The following is a 21,084-nucleotide window of genomic DNA, read 5'->3' on the forward strand; positions in this document are numbered from 1 at the left end:
CGGGACCCCGGCGTCGCCGGCTTCCGAAGGCGCCACCGCCCAGACGGGCGGCTCGGGTCCGGCCGGATTCAGCACTTCGTCGTTCGACGAGGGCACCGCCGAGCCACTCGACGACCCTGCGCCGAAGGCCCCCAGGTCGACCCGCGCCCGCAAGCCCAAGAAGAAGGGTGACGAGGCATGACCATCACCCCACAAAGTTCTCCACTCCTCCGTCGCTCCGATACTTTGCGAGGACCCCGATGAGCACCACGCTGACGCCGATCCTCACGAAGTTCTGGGACGACCCGCAGAGCTGGACTCTCGAGACCTACGAGAAGAACGACGGCTACAAGGCGCTCACCAAGGCGCTCGCGACCCCGCCCGCAGACCTCGTCCAGATGACCAAGGACTCCGGTCTGCGTGGTCGTGGTGGCGCTGGCTTCCCGACCGGCATGAAGTGGGGCTTCCTGCCCCCGCCGGACGGCGGCCCCCGCTATCTCGTCGTCAACGCCGACGAGTCCGAGCCGGGCACGTGCAAGGACATCCCGCTCATGATGGCGGCGCCGCAGTTCCTCATCGAGGGCTGCGTCATCACGTCCTACGCCATCGGCTGCAACCACGCCTTCATCTACCTTCGCGGCGAGGTCGTCCATGTCTACCGTCGCCTCTTGCGTGCGGTCGAAGAGGCGTATGCCGCGGGCCACCTGGGCAAGAACATCCACGGCTCGGGCTTCGACCTCGACATCACCGTGCACGCAGGCGCCGGCGCCTACATCTGTGGTGAGGAGACAGCGCTCCTCGACAGCCTCGAGGGTCGCCGCGGTCAGCCGCGCCTCAAGCCTCCGTTCCCCGCCGTCGCCGGGCTCTACGCCCGCCCGACCGTCGTCAACAACGTCGAGTCCATTGCCTCCGTCCCGCCGATCCTGCTGCACGGCGCCGACTGGTTCAGTGACATGGGCACCGAGAAGTCCCAGGGCTTCGGCATCTTCAGCCTCTCGGGTCACGTCAAGAACCCGGGCCAGTACGAAGCCCCGCTCGGCATCACGCTGCGCGAGCTGCTCGACATGGCCGGTGGCATGCGCGACCCCGAGAAGGCGCTGAAGTTCTGGACCCCCGGTGGCTCCTCGACCCCGCTCTTCACGGCCGAGCACCTGGACACCCCGCTCGACTTCGAGTCGGTCGCCGCAGCCGGTTCCATGCTCGGCACCCGCGCCCTGCAGATCTTCGACGAGACGACCTGTGTCGTGCGCGCTGTCGACCGCTGGACCGACTTCTACAAGCACGAGTCCTGCGGCAAGTGCACCCCGTGCCGTGAGGGCACGTGGTGGCTCAAGCAGATCCTCGGTCGTCTCGAGCACGGTCAGGGGTCCGAGGAGGACCTCGACAAGCTCCTCGACATCTGCGACAACATCCTGGGCCGCAGCTTCTGCGCCCTGGGTGACGGTGCGACGAGCCCGATCACGAGCTCGATCCAGTACTTCCGCGAGGAGTACATCGCCCACCTGACTGAAGGTTCCTGCCCCTTCGACTCGCGTGAGTCCACGCTCTTCCACAAGGACCGAGTGACTGCATGACAGCCGTAAGCGACAAAAAGGTCGACACCACCGACAAGCCGGCCGTCGACATGGTGGAACTCACCATCGACGGCATCGACGTCTCCGTCCCCAAGAACACCCTCGTCATCCGGGCGGCCGAAGAGGTCGGGATCGAGATCCCGCGCTTCTGCGACCACCCGCTGCTCGAGCCGGTCGGCGCCTGCCGCCAGTGCCTCGTCGACGTCGCGACCCCCGGCCCGGACGGAACCCTCCGCCCGATGCCGAAGCCGCAGGCCTCGTGCACCATGACGGTCTCGCCCGGCATGCAGGTCAAGACGCAGCACACGTCACCTGTCGCCGAGAAGGCGCAGCACGGCGTCATGGAGCTGCTCCTCATCAACCACCCGCTCGACTGCCCGGTGTGCGACAAGGGTGGCGAGTGCCCCCTGCAGAACCAGGCGATGAGCAGTGGTCGCCCGGTGAGCCGCTTCGAGGACGTCAAGCGCACCTACCCCAAGCCCATCAACATCTCGAGCCAGGTCCTCCTCGACCGCGAGCGCTGCGTCCTCTGCGCGCGCTGCACCCGCTTCTCGGAGCAGGTCGCCGGTGACCCGTTCATCGCTCTCGTCGAGCGCGGCGCCCTCCAGCAGGTCGGCATCTACGAAGAGAAACCGTTCGAGTCCTACTTCTCCGGCAACACCGTCCAGATCTGCCCGGTCGGAGCGCTCACGGGTGCGGCCTACCGCTTCCGCGCCCGCCCGTTCGACCTCGTCTCCACGCCGAGCGTCTGTGAGCACTGCGCCGCCGGTTGCTCCACCCGCACCGACCACCGTCGTGGCACGGTCCTGCGCCGCATGGCCGCGAACGAGCCGGCGGTCAACGAGGAGTGGAACTGCGACAAGGGCCGCTGGGCCTTCCAGTACGCCACCCTCCCCGACCGCATCGAGCTGCCGCTGGTCCGCGAGGACGGCGAACTCCGCGTCGCGTCCTGGCGTGAGGCCCTCGAGGTCGCAGCTGCTGGACTCAAGAAGGCGTCCAGCGCCGGTGTGCTCGTCGGCGGTCGCGTCAGCGCCGAGGACGCCTACGCCTACGGCAAGTTCGCGCGCACCGTGCTCGGCACCAACAACGTCGACTTCCGCGCCCGCCCCCACTCGGCGGAGGAGGCGGAGTTCCTCGCGTCCAACGTCGTGGCCACCGGTCCCGAGGGTGGCGCGGTCACCTACACGGACCTCGAGAACGCCAAAACCGTTGTCCTCGCGGGCTTTGAGCCCGAGGACGAGAGCCCGATCGTCTTCCTGCGCCTGCGCAAGGCGTCGCGCAGGAACAAGACAGCCGTGTATGCCGTGTCGCCCGTTGCGACCCGCGGACTCACCAAGGTCTCTGGTCACCTCATCGCCACCGCACCCGGCACCGAGCCCGAGGTCCTCGAGGCCCTCGGCAAGGGCTCGGCCAGCGGTGCCGCGGGCGAAGGCCCCGACACCGTGCGGGCCGCCGCCGAAGCACTGCGCGGCGAGGGCGCGATCATCCTCGTCGGCGAGCGCCTCGCCACGGTCCCCGGTGCCCTGACTGCTGCCGCGCGCCTCGCCGAGACCACGGGTGCACGCCTCGCGTGGATCCCGCGTCGTGCGGGGGAGCGCGGTGCCCTCGAGGCCGGCGCCTTCCCGACCCTGCTCCCCGGTGGGCGTTCCGTCAGTGACGCGTCCGCTCGTGCCGAGGTTGCCTCGGCCTGGGGTGTTGTCGGACTTCCTGACGCTCCCGGTCGCGACGCCGCAGCCATCCTCGAAGGCGCCCGCACCGGACAGATCGGTGCGCTCGTCGTCGGTGGCGTCGACCCGCTCGACTTCGGTCGGGCCGACGCCATCACGGCGTTCGAGTCGACGTTCGTCGTCTCCCTCGAGATCCGTGAGTCGGCCGTCACCGCCGTCGCCGACGTGGTCCTGCCCGTCGCAGCCCACGCCGAGAAGGCAGGCATGTTCGTCGACTGGGAGGGGCGCGTGCGCACCTTCTCGCAGGCCCTCGAGTCCGGCTACGTCAGCGACCACCGTGCGCTCGACATGATCGCCGACGAGATGGGCGAGTTCCTCGGGACCCGCACCGTCGCCGAGGTCCGCTCCGAGATGGAGCGCATCGGCCCGTCCACTGGTACGCGTGCCGCGGCCCCGACAGCTGCGCCCGGAGAGGTGCCCAGCGCCGTGGACGGACACCTCGTTCTCGCCACCTGGCGTCACCTTCTCGACAATGGTCAGCTTCAGGACGGCGAGCCGTTCCTCGCGGGCACCGCCCCCAAGCCCGCCGCCAAGGTCTCGCCCACGACCGCCGACTCGCTCGGTGTGATCGACGGCGACACGGTCACTGTGGTGGCCGGCGACTCCACGGTCACTGTCCCTGTCGCTGTCACGATGATGGCCGACCACGTCGTCTGGCTCCCGACCAACTCCGCTGGGTGTGACCTTCGGGCCACTCTCGCGGACGCACCGGCCATCCGCGTCTCCGTCACCAAGATGGACAAGGAAGACTCACCATGAGCACCCTTCTCGCCCTTCACGAAGCAGCCGGGACGTTCAGCGACAGTGCGCTGACCGGCATACACACGCTTGTTGCCGAAGGCAAGGACAACCCCAGGGCCGACTTCTCGGACACGCCCTGGTGGATCTCGCTCATCAAGGCGCTGATCATCTTCGTCTACCTGCTCGTGTCGACGCTCATGGTCATCTGGTTCGAGCGGCGCGTCATCGGTCGCATGCAGCAGCGTCCCGGGCCCAACCGCAACGGCCCGTTCGGTCTGCTCCAGACCCTCGCCGACGGCATGAAGGCAATGCTCAAGGAGGACGTCACCCCGGCCAAGGCCGACCGGTTCGTCTTCACGCTCGCGCCGCTCATCACGGCCACGATGTGCTTCATCGGCTTCGCGATCATCCCGCTCGCCGGTGAGGTCAACCTCTTCGGTCACCGCACCCCGCTGCAACTCGCGGACTCCTCGATCTCGGTGCTGTTCGTCCTCGCGATCGCAGGCATCGGCATCTACGGCGTCGTGCTCGCCGGCTGGTCCTCGGGGTCGCCCTACCCGCTCATGGGTGGCCTGCGCAGCTCCGCGCAGATGATCTCCTACGAGATCGCGATGGGCCTCTCACTCGTCGCCGTCTTCCTCTACAGCGGCTCGATGTCGACCTCGCAGATCGTGAGTTCGCAGCACAGCATCTGGTACATCATCCCGGCGTTCTTCAGCTTCTTCGTCTACGTCATCACGATGGTCGGCGAGACCAACCGTCTCCCGTTCGACCTCGCCGAGGGTGAGGGCGAGCTCACCGGTGGGTTCCACACCGAGTACGGCTCGATGCGGTTCGCCATGTTCTTCCTGGGTGAATACATCAACATGTTCACCGTCTCCGCGCTGGCCACGACGATGTTCCTCGGTGGCTGGCAGGCGCCTCCCGGAATCGCGGCGATCAACGACGGCATGTTCAACGAGGGCTGGTGGGGCCTGCTCTGGTTCACTGCCAAGCTCTGGATGTTCATGTTCTTCTTCGTGTGGCTGCGTGGCTCCCTGCCGCGTACCCGCTACGACCAGTTCATGCGCTTCGGCTGGAAGTTCCTCATCCCGGCAACCCTCGGCTGGGTCGTGCTCGTCGCGTTCTTCCGCGGCGCGCAGAACGGCTGGTTCGGCGATGGGGCCCTCGACCTGGCCGGTCGCCGCTTCCCCTACTCGTCGCTGGCCATTGTCGGGTTGGTCGCCATCGGCGCCCTGGCGTTCGGTTGGTGGTGGGACAGCCGGGCGATCGCCAAAGAAGCTGCCGCCAACGGCACGGTTCCCGAGGAGATCGATCCGTATGCCGGTGGCTATCCCGTGCCGCCGATGCCCGGTCAGCGTCTGCGCGAGACCGCTCGGGTCGGTGCACCTGCCCTGCCTGAGGCTGACCCGGTGACGCCTGAGCGTCCGAGTGGTCCCGCCGTCTTCGACTTCACCGACAAGGAGGCCCCTCGTGGCTGAGGACAAAAAGGGCGGATTCTTCTCCGACATCTTCGCCCCCGTGGGTGGCTTCGGGGTGACGTTCGCGACGATGTTCCGCAAGGTCGCCACGACCGAGTACCCCGAGGTGAAGCGCCCGACGGCGCAACGCTTCCACGGCCGCCACCAGCTCAACCGTCACCCCGACGGTCTGGAGAAGTGTGTCGGTTGCGAGCTGTGTGCGTGGGCCTGCCCGGCCGACGCAATCCTCGTCGAGGGCGCCAACAACGACGACTCGAACAGCGGTGCTGGACGTTTTTCACCCGGCGAGCGCTACGGCCGCGTCTACCAGATCAACTACCTGCGCTGCATCTTCTGCGGCCTGTGCATCGAGGCCTGCCCGACGCGCGCGCTCACGATGACCAACGAGTACGAGCTCGCCGACAACAACCGCGCCGACCTCATCTTCACCAAGGAGCAGCTGCTCGCTCCGCTCCAGGGTGGCATGGCGCCTGCGCCCCACCCGATGGTGGAGGGCATGGAGGAGCGCGACTACTACCTCGGCAAGGTCTCGGAGGCCACGCCCGCCCAGAAGGAGTGGGTCCAGGCGAACCATGCCCAGACCACCCACGCCATCGACGCGACGGGCGCCTCAGGTTCGACCGGCGGCGTCAAGGAGGCTGCGCAATGACCAGTACAGGTGAAGCGATCCTCTTCTGGGTCCTCGCGCCCCTCGCGGTCGTCGGCGCGCTGGGCCTGATCTTTGCCCGCAAGGCCGTCCACGCCGCGCTCGGCATGGCCCTGACGATGATCATCCTCGGCGTCTTCTACCTCGCCCAGGGTGCGGACTTCCTCGGTGTCATCCAGATCTTCGTCTACACCGGCGCCGTGATGATGCTCTTCCTCTTCGTCGTCATGCTCGTCGGCGTCGACTCCTCCGACAGCATCGTCGAGACCCTCAAGGGTCAGCGCGCCGCGGCCACCGTCCTGACGCTCGGCCTCGCGGCGATGCTCATGGGCGCGATCGGCCGCATCACCATCGGTGACGCGCCGGCCAACAAGCTCGACGCGATCAACACGGACAAGGGCAACGTGTCCGGGATGGCCGAGCTCATTTTCGGCCGCTACGTCTGGGTCTTCGAGGCCACGTCGGCGCTGCTCATCACCGCAGCCCTGGCCGCCATGGTGCTCGCCCACCGCGAGCGTCTGGGCTCCCGCCCCGACCAGCGCGCCTGGAGTGAGCGACGGGTCCGCAGCGGGGAGAACCTGTCCGGCCTGCCCGTCCCCGGTGTCTACGCCCGCCACAACGCGGTCGACACCCCGGCCCTGCTGCCCGACGGTTCGCCGAGCGAGCTGTCCATCTCCCGCGTCCTCACCGCCCGCGACCAGGTCGGCTCTGCCGCACCGTGGCTCGACGCCGAGCGTGAGATCGAGCGCGACATCACGCAGGACCGCGCTGTCGCCGACGATGCCCCGACCGACGAGTCGACGGAGGACCCGCGATGAGCCTGATCAACTACATCTATCTCGCGACGTTGCTGTTCGTCATCGGCGGAGCCGTGGTGCTCACCCGTCGCAACGCGATCGTCGTCTTCATGGGCGTCGAGCTCATGCTCAACGCAGCCAACCTCGTGTTCGTCACCTTCGCCCGAATGCACGGCAACCTCGATGGACAGGTCATTGCCCTGTTCGTCATGGTCGTCGCTGCGGCGGAAGTCGTCGTCGGCCTCGCCATCATCATGGCGATCTTCCGTGCCCGCCGTTCGGCTTCGGTCGACGATGCCAACCTGTTGAAGCTCTAAGGGGCCGCACTCGTGAACTCACTCGCACTGCTCGCCTCGGAAGGTGAGGTGGCCGCGGCCACCGGCATCACGGCATACGCCTGGCTTCTCGTTGCCTTCCCGCTCTTCGGCGCCGGTCTCCTCCTGCTCGGTGGCAAGGCCACCAACGCCTGGGGACACCTGCTCGCCACGGCACTGTCCTGGGCCAGCTTCGTCCTCGGTTTCGTCATGCTGTTCGCGATGGTCGGTCGTGGCCACGAGGAGCGCGCCGCTCACGTCGGCGGCTGGAACTGGATCCCGGCCGGTCAGTTCCAGCTCGAGACCGGGCTGCTCATCGACCAGCTGTCGATCGCGTTCGTCCTGCTCATCACGTTCGTCGGGTCGCTCATCCACGTCTACTCCATCGGCTACATGGAGCACGACGCGAACCGGCGCAAGTTCTTCGCCTACCTGAACCTCTTCGTCGGGTCGATGCTGCTGCTGGTGCTCGCCGACTCCTACCTCCTGCTGTTCGTCGGCTGGGAAGGCGTGGGTCTGGCGTCCTATCTGCTCATCGGGTTCTGGAACCACAACCCGGCCTACGCGACCGCGGCCAACAAGGCGTTCTTCGTCAACCGCGTCGGTGACGTCGGGATGTCGATCGCGATCATGTTCATGTTCTTCACTTTCGGCTCGGTGGACTTCGCGACCGTGCACGCCGGTGCGGCGGAAGCCGGTTCGACCGCGATGACCGCGCTCGGCCTGCTCCTGCTCATCGGTGCCTGCGCCAAGTCGGCCCAGTTCCCGCTGCAGTCCTGGCTCGGTGACGCGATGGCCGGCCCGACGCCCGTCTCGGCTCTCATCCACGCCGCGACCATGGTCACCGCCGGTGTCTATCTCGTCGTCCGCTCGCACGACATCTTCAACGCCGCCCCCAACGCGCAGCTGGCCGTCGCCATCGTCGGTGCGATCACGTTGCTCTACGGTGCGATCGTCGGTTGCGCCAAGGACGACATCAAGAAGGCGCTGGCAGCCTCGACGATGTCGCAGATCGGCTACATGATGCTCGCGGCGGGTCTTGGCCCGGTCGGCTACGCCTTCGCAATCTTCCACCTCATCACCCACGGCTTCTTCAAGGCCGGGATGTTCCTCGGCGCCGGATCGGTCATGCACGGCATGAACGACAACGTCGACATGCGCCGCTTCGGTGGGCTGTCGGGTGCCATGAAGATCACCTGGATCACCTTCGGCCTGGGTTGGCTCGCCATCCTCGGTGTTCCGCCGTTCTCGGGCTTCTGGTCCAAGGACAAGATCATCGAGGCCGCCTTCATCGGCGACGGCTGGCGCCCGTGGGTCTTCGGTTTCATCGCCCTCATCGGTGCCGGGATCACCGCCTTCTACATGTCGCGCCTGTTCTTCATGACCTTCCACGGCAAGAAGCGCTGGATCGATGAGGAAGAGGCCAAGGAGCTCGGATCGCGTGCGGCTCACCCGCACGAGTCGCCGCTCACCATGACGGTCCCGATGATGGTGCTCGCCGTCGGCTCCGGCGCCCTCGGCCTGATCCTCTCGTGGGGTGGCATGTTCACCCATTGGCTCGAGCCCGTCGTCGGCGCTCACGGCGAGGAGCACCCCGTCCTCGCGGTCCCGGTCATCATGATTCTCACGCTGTTGCTGGTAGCCGGCGGAGCGGCATACGCCTGGAAGTTGTACTGGAGCGAGGCGGTGCCGAAGACGGCGTCGCGAGGCTCGCTGGTCACCCAGGCCGCCCGCGCCGACCTCTATCAGGACGCCATCAACGAGGGCCTGTTCATGCGACCCGGCACCCACCTCACCCGCGCGCTCGTTTTCACTGACGGCAAGGGTGTCGACGGGGTCGTCGGCTCGTTGGCCGCGTCCATCGGCGGGCTGTCCTCGCGACTGCGCCGCCTGCAGACCGGCTATGCCCGGTCCTATGCCTTGACGATGCTCACCGGTGTCGTCGCCATTCTCGGAGCACTGTGGGTGATGAACTGATGTCCGGCCTGCCCTTGCTCACGCTCATGATGGTCGTGCCCCTCGTCGGCGCGGCGGTCATCTGGCTGCTGCCGTCCGCCTCGTCGCGGTTGGCCAAGCCGGTCGCCCTCGGCGTCTCGCTGTTGACCCTGCTGCTGGCGCTCGTTGCCTGGGGTCGGTTCGATGCGGGGTCGAGCGATCGCTACCAGCTGACCGAGACGCACTCGTGGATCCCGCAGTTCGGGGTCTCCTATGCCCTGGGTGTCGACGGCATCGCGCTCTCGCTCATCGTGATGGCCGCGATCCTCACGCCGATCTGCCTGCTGGCGGCGTGGAACGACCTCGGCGATGACGCGGACCCGCATCGCGAGAAGACCTACTTCGCGCTGATGCTCTTGCTGCTCACCTTCATGGTGGGTGTCTTCGCGGCCCGCGACGTCTTCCTGTTCTACGTGTTCTTCGAGGCCATGCTCATCCCGGTCTACTTCCTCATCGGGCTGTTCGGTGGACCGCGACGTCAGTACGCCGCCGTGAAGTTCATCCTCTTCTCGCTCGTCGGCGGGCTCATCATGCTCGTCGCCGTCATCGGCCTGTACTTCCAGGGCCCCGGTGGCGAGCAGGGCTTCCTCTACGAGGCGCTCGAGGGTGCTGTCGGCGGGTCCACCGCGACCCAGCGCTGGCTGTTCATCGGCTTCTTCATCGCCTTCGCGATCAAGGCGCCGATGTGGCCGGTCCACACCTGGCTGCCGGATGCTGCGTCCGAGTCGCGCCCTGCGACCGCGGTCCTGCTGGTGGGCGTGCTCGACAAGGTCGGCACCTTCGGGATGCTGCGCTTCTGCCTCGGGTTCTTTCCGGAGGCGGCCAAGTGGGCGACCCCGGTCGTCATCACGCTCGCCGTCATCTCGGTGATCTACGGCGCGCTGCTCGCCATCGGGTCGCGCGACATCATGCGACTCATCGCGTTCACCTCGATCAGCCACTTCGGCTTCATCGTCCTCGGCATCTTCGCGATGACGACGACGGCCGGTGGCGGCTCGGCGCTCTACATGATCAACCACGGCTTCTCGACGGCCGGACTCTTCCTGCTCGCCGGGTTCCTCATCTCGCGGCACGGGTCGCAGCGCATTGCCGACTACGGCGGCTGGCAGCGGGTCACCCCGGTGCTCGCCGGGTCGTTCTTCATCGCTGGACTGTCGTCGCTGGCACTGCCGGGCCTGTCGTCCTACGTGTCGGAGTTCCTCGTCCTCACCGGAACCTTCCAGCGCTACCAGGTGGCTGCTGCGATCGCCACGATCGGCATCGTGCTGGCCGCGCTCTACATCCTGCTGACCTACCAGCGCGTCTTCACCGGCCCGCGCCCGCAGTTCGTCGAGGGTGCCGAGCCGCGTGACCTCGGGCTGCGCGAGAAGCTCGTCGTGGCTCCGATCATCGCGTCGTTCCTGCTCCTCGGGTTCTTTCCGAAGCCGGTCCTCGACCTCGTCAACCCCGCCGTGAAGCAGACGCTCCAACTCGTCGGTGTCACTGATCCGACGCCGAACAACGCCGTCCACGTCACCGGGAGTGCCAAGTGACCGCCCTGTCCACTGCGATGCCGACGGCCTTCGAGGCCGTCTCGGTCAACTACGGCGCCGTCGCACCGATGCTCATCATCGTGGGCGCCGCACTCGTCGGTGTTCTCGTCGAGGCCTTCGCGCCGCGCGCTCGGCGTCACGTCATCCAGGTGTCGCTCGCGCTGGCCGCGATCGTGGCGGCCTTTGTCGTCCTCGCGCTCGTGTCGGTCGACAACCAGACGGTCACCGCGGGCGGTTCCCTCGCCATCGACGGACCGGCCCTGTTCATGCAGGGGACGCTGTTGATCTTCTCCGTCCTGGGTGTGCTGACCATGTCGGAGCGTTTCGGTGGCCGGTCCGCCGACGCCTTCACGCCGATGGGTGCGGCAACGCCGGGCTCGCCGGCTGAGGCCGCCGCGGACCGTGCGGGTTTCGCGACGTCGGAGGCCTTCCCGCTGACGCTGTTCGCCGTGTTCGGCATGCTCATGTTTGTCAGCGCCAACGACCTCATCACGATGTTCGTCGCGCTCGAAGTCCTGTCCCTCCCGCTCTACGTGTTGACCGGCCTGGCGCGTCGTCGCCGCCTGCTCTCGCAGGAGGCGTCGCTCAAGTACTTCCTCCTCGGTGCGTTCTCGTCGGCCTTCTTCCTGTTCGGTGCGGCACTTCTCTATGGGTATGCCGGGTCGACCGATCTGTCGAAGATCGCCCTCGCGATCACGACCGCGGACGGCGCCTATGAGGAGCTGCTCCTCCCCGGTGTCGCCCTCGCCCTGATCGGCCTGCTCTTCAAGATCGGCGCCGTGCCGTTCCACTCGTGGACCCCGGACGCCTACCAGGGTGCTCCGACCCCGGTCACCGGCTTCATGGCCGCCGCGACGAAGCTTGCAGCGTTCGGCGCGATCCTGCGCCTGGCCTACGTCGGCGTCGAGGCCTCGCGCCTCGAGTGGCGCCTCGGTGTCGCTGCCATCGCGGTCCTCACGATGGTCGTCGGTGCGGTGCTCTCCGTGACCCAGACCGACATCAAGCGACTGCTCGCCTACTCGTCCATCGCCCACGCCGGCTTCATCCTCGTCGGCGTCCTCGCCTTCGACAAGACGGGCGTTTCCGGCACGATGTTCTACCTCGCGGCCTATGGTCTGGCGACCATCGCGGCCTTCGCCATCGTCTCGCTCGTCCGTTCGGGCGGCTCCGAGGCGACCCACCTCTCGCAGTGGGCGGGCCTGGGCAAGAAGCACCCGGTCGTCGCCGGCATCTTCGCGCTGTTGCTCCTGGCCTTCGCGGGTATCCCGCTCACGTCGGGCTTCACGGCGAAGTTCGCGGCGTTCGCTCCCGCGGTCGCGCACGGTGGTCTGGCCGGCATCCTCATGGTTGTCGTGGGCGTCCTGGCTTCGGCCGTCACCGCGTTCGTCTACTTCCGACTCATCGTGCTCATGTACTTCACCGAGCAGACGGGTGACGACGTCGTCGCACTGACCCCGTCGATCGCCTCCACGATCGCCATCACGGTCGGCGCCCTCGGCACCGTCGTGCTCGGCATCGTCCCCGGCCCGATCCTCGACCTCGCCGGTCGGGTGTCGCAGTTCATCCAGTGACGCTCGCGCTGCCCGAGGTGTCGGCAGGGCTGCAGGAGCGGCTCACCGACGGGCTGGCTCGCGTCGAGGCCCTCATCGAGGAGCGCATCGACCACGACGACGCGTTCATCGCCGAGGCCAACGTCCACCTGCTTCGTGCCGGTGGGAAGCGGTTCCGGCCGATGCTCACGATCCTGGCTGCCGAGCTGGGCGACGGGGTCAATGACGCGGTCGTCACTGCGGCCGCCGCGGTTGAGCTGACGCACCTCGCCTCGCTCTACCACGACGACGTCATGGACGAAGCGGAGCTGCGCCGGGGAACGCCGACGGCCAACACGGCATACGGCAACTCCACCGCCATCCTCATCGGTGACCTGCTCTTCGGACACGCCTCGGCGCTGGTCGCCGAGCTGGGACCAGAGGCCGTGCGGATCCAGGCCGAGACCTTCATCCGGCTCTGCACCGGTCAGATCCGTGACGACCGGCAGGCGCCCGCGGGTGAGGACGCCGGGGCGTACTACTTGCGTGTCCTTGAGGACAAAACTGGCGTGCTCATCGCGACCGCAGCCCGTTATGGCGCGATGTTCGCGGGGTGCGGTGACGACGTTGTCGAGACGATGCGTGTCTATGGCGAGCGGCTCGGAATGGCCTTCCAGCTCGCCGACGACCTCATCGACATCGAGTCGTCCGCCGAGGAGCTCGGCAAGCTTCCGGGGATGGACCTGCGTGAGGGCAAGCGGACCTTGGCCGTCCTGCATGCTTTGTCGTCGACCTCACCTCAGGACGCGCGGCTGCAGGAACTGCTGCAGTCCGACCTCTCCGGCGACGCCGAGCTGGCCGAGGCGTTGGGGCTGTTGCAGGCGCACCCGGCGCTCGAGCAGGCCCGCGACGAGACCCGCGCGGTCGGCGAGCAGGCGCAGGACGCCCTGGCCGGGCTGCCCGACAGCGAGGCCAAGACGGCGCTGCTGGCTCTGGCCACGTCGGTCACCCACCGCGCCTCCTGACCCACGGCGCTCGAGGCGAGCATTTCTTGACGGCGCGACCACCTGTGGGTGGTCGCCTCGACAAAAGGTGGTCATTTCGCGCGCGTGCGAGGGGTCAGCGCAGGAGGAAGTAGGACAGCGCCGGGGACGTCGACACGTCTTGGCACGGGTAGCCCAGGCTCGTGACGTGCTCGGCGAAGTCGGCGTCGTCGCGCACGCCCTCGAAGGCGCACAGCACCCGGCCGTAGTCGGTGCCGTGGCTGCGGTAGTGGAACATCGTGATGTTCCAGTGGGTACCGAGCTCGGTGAGGAAGCGGCTGAGAGCGCCCGGGTGCTCGGGGAACTCGAAGCTGTAGACCTCTTCGTCGACGCCCGGGGAACGTCCGCCGATCATGTAGCGCACGTGGGTCTTGGCGGTGTCGTCCTGGGAGAGGTCGACGGACTCATAATCCGCTGCCGTGAGGTTGTCGTGGATCTCGCGACCTTCGTCCGCGCCTCCGGAGAGCTGGACACCGACAAAGATGCGGGCGCGGTCGGTGCCGTCCGTGCGGTAGTTGAACTCCGTGACCGAGCGGCCCGCGAGCACGTCGACGAACTCGAGGAAGGCACCGGCGCGGTCGGGGATCGTCACGCCGAAGAGCGCCTCGCGGTGCTCGCCGACCTCGGCGCGCTCGGAGATGTAGCGCAGCGTGTCGAACGGGACGTTCGCCCCAGAGAGGATGTGCGCCAACCTTTCTCCGCGTATGCCGTGTTGTTCCGCGTAGTTCTTGAGTCCGGCAAGTGCCACGGCACCGGCAGGTTCGGCGACAGCGCGGACGTCCTCGAAGATGTCCTTGACCGCCGCGCAGATCTCGTCGGAGCTCACCGTGATGACGTCGTCCAGGTAGCGCTGGCACAGGTCGAACGTCTGGTCACCGATCTGTTTGACGGCAACGCCCTCGGCGAAGCGGCTCACCTGGGGCAGTTGCACGGGGCGGCCGGCGGCGAGGGCGGCGCTGAGGCAGGCAGCGTCCTCGGGCTCGACGCCGATGACCTTGATGCCGGGCATGAGGTTCTTGATGAGGCCGGCGACACCGGCCGCGAGTCCTCCGCCACCGATGGGTACGAACACGCGATCGAGGTGGGCGTCCTGCTGGATGAGCTCGAGCCCGATCGTGCCCTGCCCGGCGATGACGAGCGGGTCGTCGAAGGGTGCGATGTAGGTGAGCCCACGCTCGTCCGCCAGGCGCAGAGCCTCGGCCTGGGCGACGTCGAACGTGTCGCCGACGAGGATGACCTCGGCGCCGTGCCCACGGACTGCACCCACCTTGATGGGAGCCGTTGTCGCGGGCATGACGACCACGGCGTTCAGGTCGAGCAATGAGGCGGACAGGGCAACGCCCTGGGCGTGGTTGCCGGCCGAGGCGGTGATGACTCCACGGGCGCGCTCGTCGGGGGAGAGGGCGCGCATCCGCGTGTAGGCGCCGCGGATCTTGAAGGAGTGGATCGGCTGCCGGTCCTCGCGCTTGACCTGGACGACATTGCCGAGGCGCTCGGACAGGGACTCCATGACCTCGAGCGGGCTGACGACCGCGGCCTCGTAGACCGGGGCGCGCAGGACGGCCCGGAGATGCTCGGAGCCGTTGGTCGGCCGTGCCGCGAGTTCTTCGGTGGACATGGGTCAAGCAAACCGCGAGATCGCTTCAGCGAACGTGGCCGCCACCAGTCGAGACGCCGTCCCAGTCCTCGTCAGGCGGGAACGGGTGTGCGGCGGCGGGGGATGGCGAATGAGAAGGCGGCGGCGAGGAGGCAGAGGCCGCCCGCGGTGAACCACGCCAACGAGTAGGTGCCGGTCTGGTCGCGCACCGCCCCGGCCCCAGTGGCAGCGATCGCGGCGCCGATCTGGTGCGACGCGAAGACCCATCCGAAGACGACTGGCGCAGAGACGCCGAACCACTCGCGGCACAACGCCACGGTCGGTGGCACGGTCGCGATCCAGTCGAGACCGTAGAAGAGGATGAAGAACCACATGCTCGGCTGCACCGACGGCCCGAGGAGTGAGGGCAGCAGCATGAGCGAGAGGCCACGCAGCGTGTAGTAGCCGACCAACAGCAGTCGACCGTCCACCCGGTCGGTCAGCCAGCCGGAGAAGATCGTGCCGGCCACGTCGAAGATCCCGATGAGCGCCAGCAGGGACGCCGCCATCGTCGTGGGCATCCCGTGGTCGTGCGCCGCCGGGATGAAGTGGGTGCCGACAAGGCCGTTGGTCGACGCCCCGCAGATCGCGAATCCGCCTGCCAACAGCCAGAAGGCGCGCGTCCTGGCCGCGTCGCGCAGGGACGACAGCGCCTGGATCGCTGCATTGCCCACGGGGTTGGGCGGCGGCAGGCCGGGGTCCTCGGCGGTCGCACCGTAGGCCTGAAGGTCGACGTCGTGCGGGTGGTCGCGGACGAACAGGATGACGAGCGGAACCACGGCCAAGGCAACGCCCGCGACGACGAGCGCCGGTGTGCGCCAACCGTATCGGTCTGCCAGCACGGCGATCAGTGGCAAAAAGACAAGCTGCCCCGTTGCGCCGGCAGCGGTGAGGACGCCACTCACGAGTCCTCGGCGAGCAACGAACCAGCGGTTGACGAGCGTGGCCACGAGCGCCATGGACATCGACCCAGTACCGATGCCGACGACGACACCCCACAGCAGGACGAGCTGCCACGGCTGGGTCATGAAGACGGTGAGCCCGCTGCCCAGGGCGACCAACGTCAGCGCGATCGCGACGACGCGGCGGATGCCGAACCGGTCCATGAGCGCTGCGGCGAACGGTGAGAACAGCCCGAACAGTACGAGGTTGACCGACACCGCGAAGCCGATGGTGGCCCGGCTCCATCCGAACTCCTGGTGCAGCGGGTCGATGAGCACGCTCGGGACGGAGCGGAAGCCGGCAGCGCCGATGAGCGTCACGAACCCGACGATCGCCACGATCCACGCGCGGTGGAGGGGTGCGCGTCGCTGGCGGGGCGGGTCGTCTGCGAAGGGCTCGGCGTCGGGGGCGCTCACCGCGAGGTCGTCGGTCATGAGGGAGAGCCTGTCAGTCGCTGGCCTGCTCGCCTAGTGGCAGAAATGACACAATGTGCAAAGATCCAGCCATGCGCACCACACGTGTCCCCGCCCGCCACAAGGTCGTCGTCCTGCTGCTCGAGCCGCTCATCGGCTACGACGCCACGATCCCCGGGGCGGTGCTCGGCTCGGCCGAGGACACCGTTGGCCGTCCGCTCTACGACGTCCAGATGGCCTCCCTCGACGGCGGAGCCGTCAAGACACACAATGGGTATGCCGTTGTGCCACACGGCGATTCGTCTCTCCTTGAGGGCGCCGACACAGTTATCATCCCCGGCACCCAGATCCCCGGTCCGCGATTCGACGGCACCCTCCCGGACGAGCTGGGGGTCGCCATGGGCCGCATCCGCAAGGGCGCGCGCATCGTGTCGATCTGTACCGGCGCCTACGTCCTGGCCGCGGCAGGACTGCTCGACGGGCGCCCCGCCACCACTCACTGGCAGCACACCGAGCCGTTCCGTGCTCTCTATCCGCAGGTGGAGCTGGACGAAGATGTCCTCTTCGTCGATGACGGCGACATCCTCACGGCCGCTGGCCTCTCCGCCGGGGTGGACCTGTGCCTGCACCTCATCCGGCGTGACCACGGTGCGGCCGTCGCCAACGACGTCGCCCGCTATTGCGTCGTCCCGCCGTGGCGCGACGGCGGCCAGGCGCAGTTCATCGAGCGACCCGTGCCGGTGATGGACGACGCCTCCACGTCGAGCACCCGGGCCTGGGCCATGGCGCACCTCGACGCTGATCTCTCCGTCCCCGCACTCGCACGGCGGGCACGCATGAGCGAGCGCACCTTTGCCCGACGCTTCCGTGACGAGACCGGCCTGACTCCCGCAGCGTGGGTGACGCAGCAGCGGGTGCGTCACGCCCAGCACCTCCTCGAGACCACGGATCTCACCGTCGATGTCATCGCGACACGCGCCGGGATGGGGACCGGTGCTTCTCTGCGCAAGCATTGTGCTGCGACGCTGGGGGTCTCACCACAGGCCTATCGCCGCACCTTCCGCGGCACCACCGAGAGCAGGATCGCATGAGCCGCAGCGGCGAACCCTTCGTCGACATCGACGCCCTCGAGGCGGCGACGGCCGGCCTCCCGGCCCCACTCGTCACTGTCGATCTCGACGCCTTCGATGCCAACGCCGATGACCTCGTCCGTCGTGCCGCCGGTCGACCCATCCGCGTCGCGAGCAAGTCGGTGCGTTGCCGGACCCTGCTCCGCCGGGTCCTCGACCGTCCCGGCTTCGCCGGGGTGATGGCGTATGCCGTCCCCGAAGCTGTGTGGCTTGTGCGCCAAGGCTTCACGGACGTCTTCGTGGCGTACCCGAGCGTGGACCGCGAATGGCTGCAGTCCCTGGCCGCGGATGAGTACCTTCGTGACCAGATCAGCGTCGCCGTCGACAGCGTCGAGCAGGTGCGCTTCCTGGCCGACCTGCTCGGGCCGGACAGTGGAGTCCGTGTGGCCCTGGACGTCGACTGCTCGCTGCGCGTTGGCCGGGTCCACCTCGGGGTGCGTCGCTCTCCCTTGCGCACGCCGGCCGACGCCCTCGGCGTCACCCGCGCCGCCCTCGATGCAGGTCTGCGGGTCGTCGGGATCATGTTCTATGACGCCCAGGTCGCCGGACTGCCCGACCGTGGACCCCACCTCAAGACCCTCAAGAAGCGCTCCCTCGTCGACCTCGCCCAGCGCCGCGGCCCTCTCGTCGAGGCGGTCCGCGCCCTCACCGAGCTCGACTTCGTCAACGGCGGCGGCACCGGCAGCATCGGTCGCCTGGCTGCCGCCGACTCCCTCACCGAGTTCGCGGCCGGCTCCGGTCTCTACGCGCCCACCCTGTTCGACGCCTACGACGACTTCGCCCCCCGACCGGCGATGACCTACGCCCTCCCGGTGGTGCGCCGCCCCGCGAAGGGGATCGTCACGGCATACAGCGGCGGTTATGTCGCCAGCGGGGAGCCCGGCTGGACGCGCGTCCCGAAGCCGGTGGGACGTGCCCTGGCGCTCATCCGCTCCGAGGCGGCCGGTGAGGTGCAGACTCCCCTGCGAGGGCGGGCCGCGGATGGGCTCGCGCTCGGCGACCGCGTGTGGATGCGCGGGGCCAAGGCTGGAGAGCTGCTCGAGCGGTTCGACCACGTGCACCTCGTCCGGCAGGGGCGGCTTGTCGAGACCGTGCCGAGCTATCGCGGAGAAGGGCAGAACTTCGGATGACCTGGAGCAACTGGGCCGGCAACGTCAACGCCACCCCGGCTCGTGTCCTGGAACCACGATCGGTCGACGAGGTCGCCGACGTCGTGAAGCGCTCCGCAGATCGCGGTGAGCGTGTCCGGGTCGTCGGGGCGGGTCACTCGTTCACGGCGCTGTGTGCCACAGATGGAGCCCTTCTGCGGCTCACCCACCTGTCCGGGATCCGGGGCATCGACTGTGCACGTCAGCGAGTGCGCGTGGCCGGGGGCACGCCGCTCCACGTCCTCAATCCCATTCTCGATGGGCTCGGCCTCGCCCTGCCCAACCTCGGCGACATCGACCGGCAGAGCATTGCTGGCGCCATCGCGACCGGGACCCACGGCACGGGTGTCCGCCATCAGGGCATCGCTGCCGCAGTGACCGGGCTGACGATGGTGTTGGCCGACGGTTCCGTTGTCTCCGTGGACGATTCGTACGACACCGAGCTCTTTCAGGCGGCGCGGGTGGGGCTCGGTGCGTTCGGTGTCGTGACCGAGGTCGAGCTCCAGTGCGTACCGGCGTTCCGGCTGCGTGCCCTCGAGACGCCCGGCCGACTCGACGAGGTCGTCGAAGGCTATGAGCAGCTCGTGGCCGAGTACGACCACGTCGACTTCCACTGGTTCCCGCACACGGATCGCGTTCTCCTGAAGCGCAACTCACGAGTTGGCAACGACGACCCCGGTCAGCCGCAGCCCGCGTGGCGCGCGCGCCTCGACGAGGACATCCTCAGCAACAAGGTCTTCGGGGCACTCAACCGTGCCGCTGCGGTTCGGCCGGGCATCGTCCCGCGCCTCAACCAGGTGAGTGCCCGCGTGCTCGGCGCGAAGGAGTACACCGACACGTCGTGGAAGGTCTTCTGCACCTCCCGCGATGTCCGTTTCCGAGAGAGCGAGTACGCCGTCCCGCGGGCTTCGCTGCCCGCTGTCATCGCCGCGTTGCGCACCTGGATTGACACCCACGACGTGACGCTGCCGTTCCCCGTCGAGGTCCGCTCGACGGGAGCCGACGACGTGTGGCTTTCGACGGCATACGAGCGCGAGAACGCCTATGTCGCAGTGCATCAGTACCACCGGATGGACGACAGGGGAGTGTTCGCGGCGTTCGAGGCGATCGTGCGCGAACACGATGGGCGACCGCACTGGGGCAAGCTGCACACCCTCGGCGCGGACGACTTCACGCGGCTCTACCCGAGGTTCGGCGATGCGCTGCAGGTGCGGGACCGCGTCGACCCCGACCGCCGCTTCACCAACGACCACCTCACTCACCTCCTCGGCCCCTGAAGCTGGTGCGGTTCCAAGACCGCCGATCGATCGCACACCGAAGGGGGCTCATGGAACGCTGGCAATTCCACCGGATTGGATCAGGAATGATGACGGCCGGCTCCTGGCTGGCCTGGGGCATGACTGTGCTGTGCGCCGGCGCAGCGCTGATACTTCTTGTCGGCGCCTTGAGGAGCGAGGATGGCTTTGACGCCGCCGGAGTGGCGCTCTTCGGTGTCGGCGTCTCGCTGTGGGTCGGCCATCGGTTCGTCAGGAAGCGCAACGAGCGAGGGCAAGTCCGATGGGCTGAGGCCGGACTCCGCGAAACTCTGACGCGACCACTCTGGTTGTCGCATCTCGGGATACGCGGGTCATCTCCATGAAGGAAACAGTCGGCTGACCTTGGGCGCCATACGGCGCCGGCGGACTATCAGCCGGGCCTGTTGATGGCGGAGATCGTGCTCAACCTCGGCATCTGGGACTCTGGCAGAGAGTCCGCGGGTTCCGGGTGGGTGGCCTTGTCAGAGGCGTCGGGTGGGATGAGTGAGCACAGGACCTGTTAGCGAGCTGAAGCCACGGCTGAGGACCATCGCTGTCACCGTTGACAAGTAATCTTGTGACAAGTAATCTTGCGACGTGAGGACGGGCGACGGTGGGCGACGAGCCGATCATTCTGGAATCGGCGCATCGTCATGGAGTCAATGAAGCTGACATGATCCACGCGCTCCGGTTCGCCACCCATCACATCCGTCAGGCCGATGACATGGCGATGTTCATCGGCCCAGATGCGACGGGCACGCTCATCGAGGTCGGTGTCGTGACGTGGTGGGGCGGCGAACTCGCCATCGCGCACGCTCTGCGCCCAGCCCGGACCAAGTACCTGAGGTGATTCGCATGCGACGCTCGCTCAAAGACCTCATCGCTCACGCCGACGAGCTGGCAGACCAGTTCGAGAGCCACGACCCACGACCTGAGGACTTCGACGCCCCGCTGGCGCCGTTGATGGCTGTCAAGCTTGCCGCATTTCGTCGCGCCGCCGCTGAGAAGGAGCTCGCCGAAGCGATCCATCAGGCCCGTGAAGCGCATCTCTCCTGGCGCGAGGTGGGGGAGGCGATCGGAACCAGCGGTGAAGCCGCTCGCCAGCGTTACGCAGCGTCCTGATCTCAGAGCCTTATGTTCTGTCAGAAGCGGGCTAGGGAAC

At 67.8% G+C, this 21,084-nt stretch carries 17 protein-coding genes; 15 read left to right on the forward strand and 2 right to left on the reverse strand.

Translation table 11 applies throughout. The features are described from left to right. The first annotated feature begins 239 nt into the window (after window positions 1–239). From nuoF to ACFQRE_RS11685, 10 genes are read left to right on the forward strand one after another with little or no spacing between them, the layout of a single operon-like run. Window positions 240–1,553, forward strand: a complete 1,314-nt coding sequence (gene nuoF / locus ACFQRE_RS11640; RefSeq protein WP_380122419.1) for an NADH-quinone oxidoreductase subunit NuoF — start codon at window positions 240–242, stop codon at window positions 1,551–1,553. Beyond that, on the forward strand, window positions 1,550–4,039 hold the full coding sequence (locus ACFQRE_RS11645; RefSeq protein ID WP_380122421.1) for an NADH-quinone oxidoreductase subunit G: 2,490 nt from the start codon (window positions 1,550–1,552) through the stop codon (window positions 4,037–4,039). Before nuoF ends, ACFQRE_RS11645 begins: the two co-directional genes overlap by 4 nt. Next, window positions 4,036–5,502 carry an NADH-quinone oxidoreductase subunit NuoH gene (gene nuoH, locus ACFQRE_RS11650; RefSeq protein ID WP_380122423.1) on the forward strand — a complete coding sequence of 489 codons (1,467 nt, stop codon included), beginning with the start codon at window positions 4,036–4,038 and terminating at the stop codon, window positions 5,500–5,502. Before ACFQRE_RS11645 ends, nuoH begins: the two co-directional genes overlap by 4 nt. Then, complete coding sequence (gene nuoI, locus ACFQRE_RS11655) at window positions 5,495–6,151, forward strand: NADH-quinone oxidoreductase subunit NuoI (RefSeq protein ID WP_380122425.1); 657 nt, start codon at window positions 5,495–5,497, stop codon at window positions 6,149–6,151. The genes nuoH and nuoI overlap by 8 nt, the downstream gene beginning before the upstream one ends. Further along, window positions 6,148–6,966, forward strand: coding sequence for an NADH-quinone oxidoreductase subunit J (locus ACFQRE_RS11660; RefSeq protein ID WP_380122427.1), 819 nt, complete (start codon window positions 6,148–6,150; stop codon window positions 6,964–6,966). The genes nuoI and ACFQRE_RS11660 overlap by 4 nt, the downstream gene beginning before the upstream one ends. Further along, window positions 6,963–7,262: an NADH-quinone oxidoreductase subunit NuoK gene (nuoK, locus tag ACFQRE_RS11665; protein ID WP_009776099.1), complete on the forward strand. Its 300-nt coding sequence runs from the start codon at window positions 6,963–6,965 to the stop codon at window positions 7,260–7,262. Before ACFQRE_RS11660 ends, nuoK begins: the two co-directional genes overlap by 4 nt. Window positions 7,263–7,274: 12 nt before the next feature. Next, window positions 7,275–9,236 (forward strand): NADH-quinone oxidoreductase subunit L, encoded by a 1,962-nt coding sequence (gene nuoL, locus ACFQRE_RS11670; RefSeq protein ID WP_380122430.1) that lies wholly within the window; start codon window positions 7,275–7,277, stop codon window positions 9,234–9,236. Further along, entirely contained in the window at window positions 9,236–10,786 is a 1,551-nt protein-coding gene (locus ACFQRE_RS11675; protein WP_380124252.1) for an NADH-quinone oxidoreductase subunit M, read from the forward strand. Before nuoL ends, ACFQRE_RS11675 begins: the two co-directional genes overlap by 1 nt. A 17-nt stretch (window positions 10,787–10,803) precedes the next feature. Then, window positions 10,804–12,357, forward strand: coding sequence for an NADH-quinone oxidoreductase subunit NuoN (nuoN, locus tag ACFQRE_RS11680; RefSeq protein WP_380124254.1), 1,554 nt, complete (start codon window positions 10,804–10,806; stop codon window positions 12,355–12,357). Beyond that, window positions 12,354–13,340 carry a polyprenyl synthetase family protein gene (locus ACFQRE_RS11685; protein WP_380122432.1) on the forward strand — a complete coding sequence of 329 codons (987 nt, stop codon included), beginning with the start codon at window positions 12,354–12,356 and terminating at the stop codon, window positions 13,338–13,340. Before nuoN ends, ACFQRE_RS11685 begins: the two co-directional genes overlap by 4 nt. A 94-nt stretch (window positions 13,341–13,434) precedes the next feature. On the opposite strand, the gene ilvA is transcribed toward ACFQRE_RS11685, so the two are convergent. Together ilvA and ACFQRE_RS11695 are read right to left on the reverse strand one after the other, a co-directional pair. Next, complete coding sequence (ilvA, locus tag ACFQRE_RS11690; protein WP_380122435.1) at window positions 13,435–14,976, reverse strand: threonine ammonia-lyase, biosynthetic; 1,542 nt, start codon at window positions 14,974–14,976, stop codon at window positions 13,435–13,437. A gap of 71 nt (window positions 14,977–15,047) precedes the next feature. Beyond that, entirely contained in the window at window positions 15,048–16,370 is a 1,323-nt protein-coding gene (locus ACFQRE_RS11695; protein ID WP_380122437.1) for an MFS transporter, read from the reverse strand. 71 nt (window positions 16,371–16,441) lie between these two features. Between ACFQRE_RS11695 and ACFQRE_RS11700 the strand changes: the two genes are divergently transcribed. The 5 genes from ACFQRE_RS11700 (at window position 16,442) to ACFQRE_RS11720 (ending at window position 21,044) form a co-directional block, all read left to right on the forward strand. Beyond that, the gene (locus ACFQRE_RS11700; RefSeq protein ID WP_380122439.1) at window positions 16,442–17,440 is read left to right on the forward strand and encodes a GlxA family transcriptional regulator; all 999 of its coding nucleotides are present in this window, start codon (window positions 16,442–16,444) and stop codon (window positions 17,438–17,440) included. Continuing rightward, window positions 17,437–18,609 (forward strand): amino acid deaminase/aldolase, encoded by a 1,173-nt coding sequence (locus ACFQRE_RS11705; protein WP_380122442.1) that lies wholly within the window; start codon window positions 17,437–17,439, stop codon window positions 18,607–18,609. The genes ACFQRE_RS11700 and ACFQRE_RS11705 overlap by 4 nt, the downstream gene beginning before the upstream one ends. After that, window positions 18,606–19,904, forward strand: a complete 1,299-nt coding sequence (locus tag ACFQRE_RS11710; RefSeq protein WP_380122444.1) for a D-arabinono-1,4-lactone oxidase — start codon at window positions 18,606–18,608, stop codon at window positions 19,902–19,904. The genes ACFQRE_RS11705 and ACFQRE_RS11710 overlap by 4 nt, the downstream gene beginning before the upstream one ends. Window positions 19,905–20,595: 691 nt before the next feature. Continuing rightward, window positions 20,596–20,772 carry a hypothetical protein gene (locus ACFQRE_RS11715; RefSeq protein ID WP_380122446.1) on the forward strand — a complete coding sequence of 59 codons (177 nt, stop codon included), beginning with the start codon at window positions 20,596–20,598 and terminating at the stop codon, window positions 20,770–20,772. 5 nt (window positions 20,773–20,777) lie between these two features. After that, complete coding sequence (locus tag ACFQRE_RS11720) at window positions 20,778–21,044, forward strand: hypothetical protein (RefSeq protein WP_380122448.1); 267 nt, start codon at window positions 20,778–20,780, stop codon at window positions 21,042–21,044. The last annotated feature ends 40 nt before the right edge of the window (window positions 21,045–21,084 follow it).

The sequence above is a fragment of the Knoellia pratensis genome, assembly GCF_042666395.1.
GTDB classification, from domain to species: domain Bacteria; phylum Actinomycetota; class Actinomycetes; order Actinomycetales; family Dermatophilaceae; genus Knoellia; species Knoellia pratensis.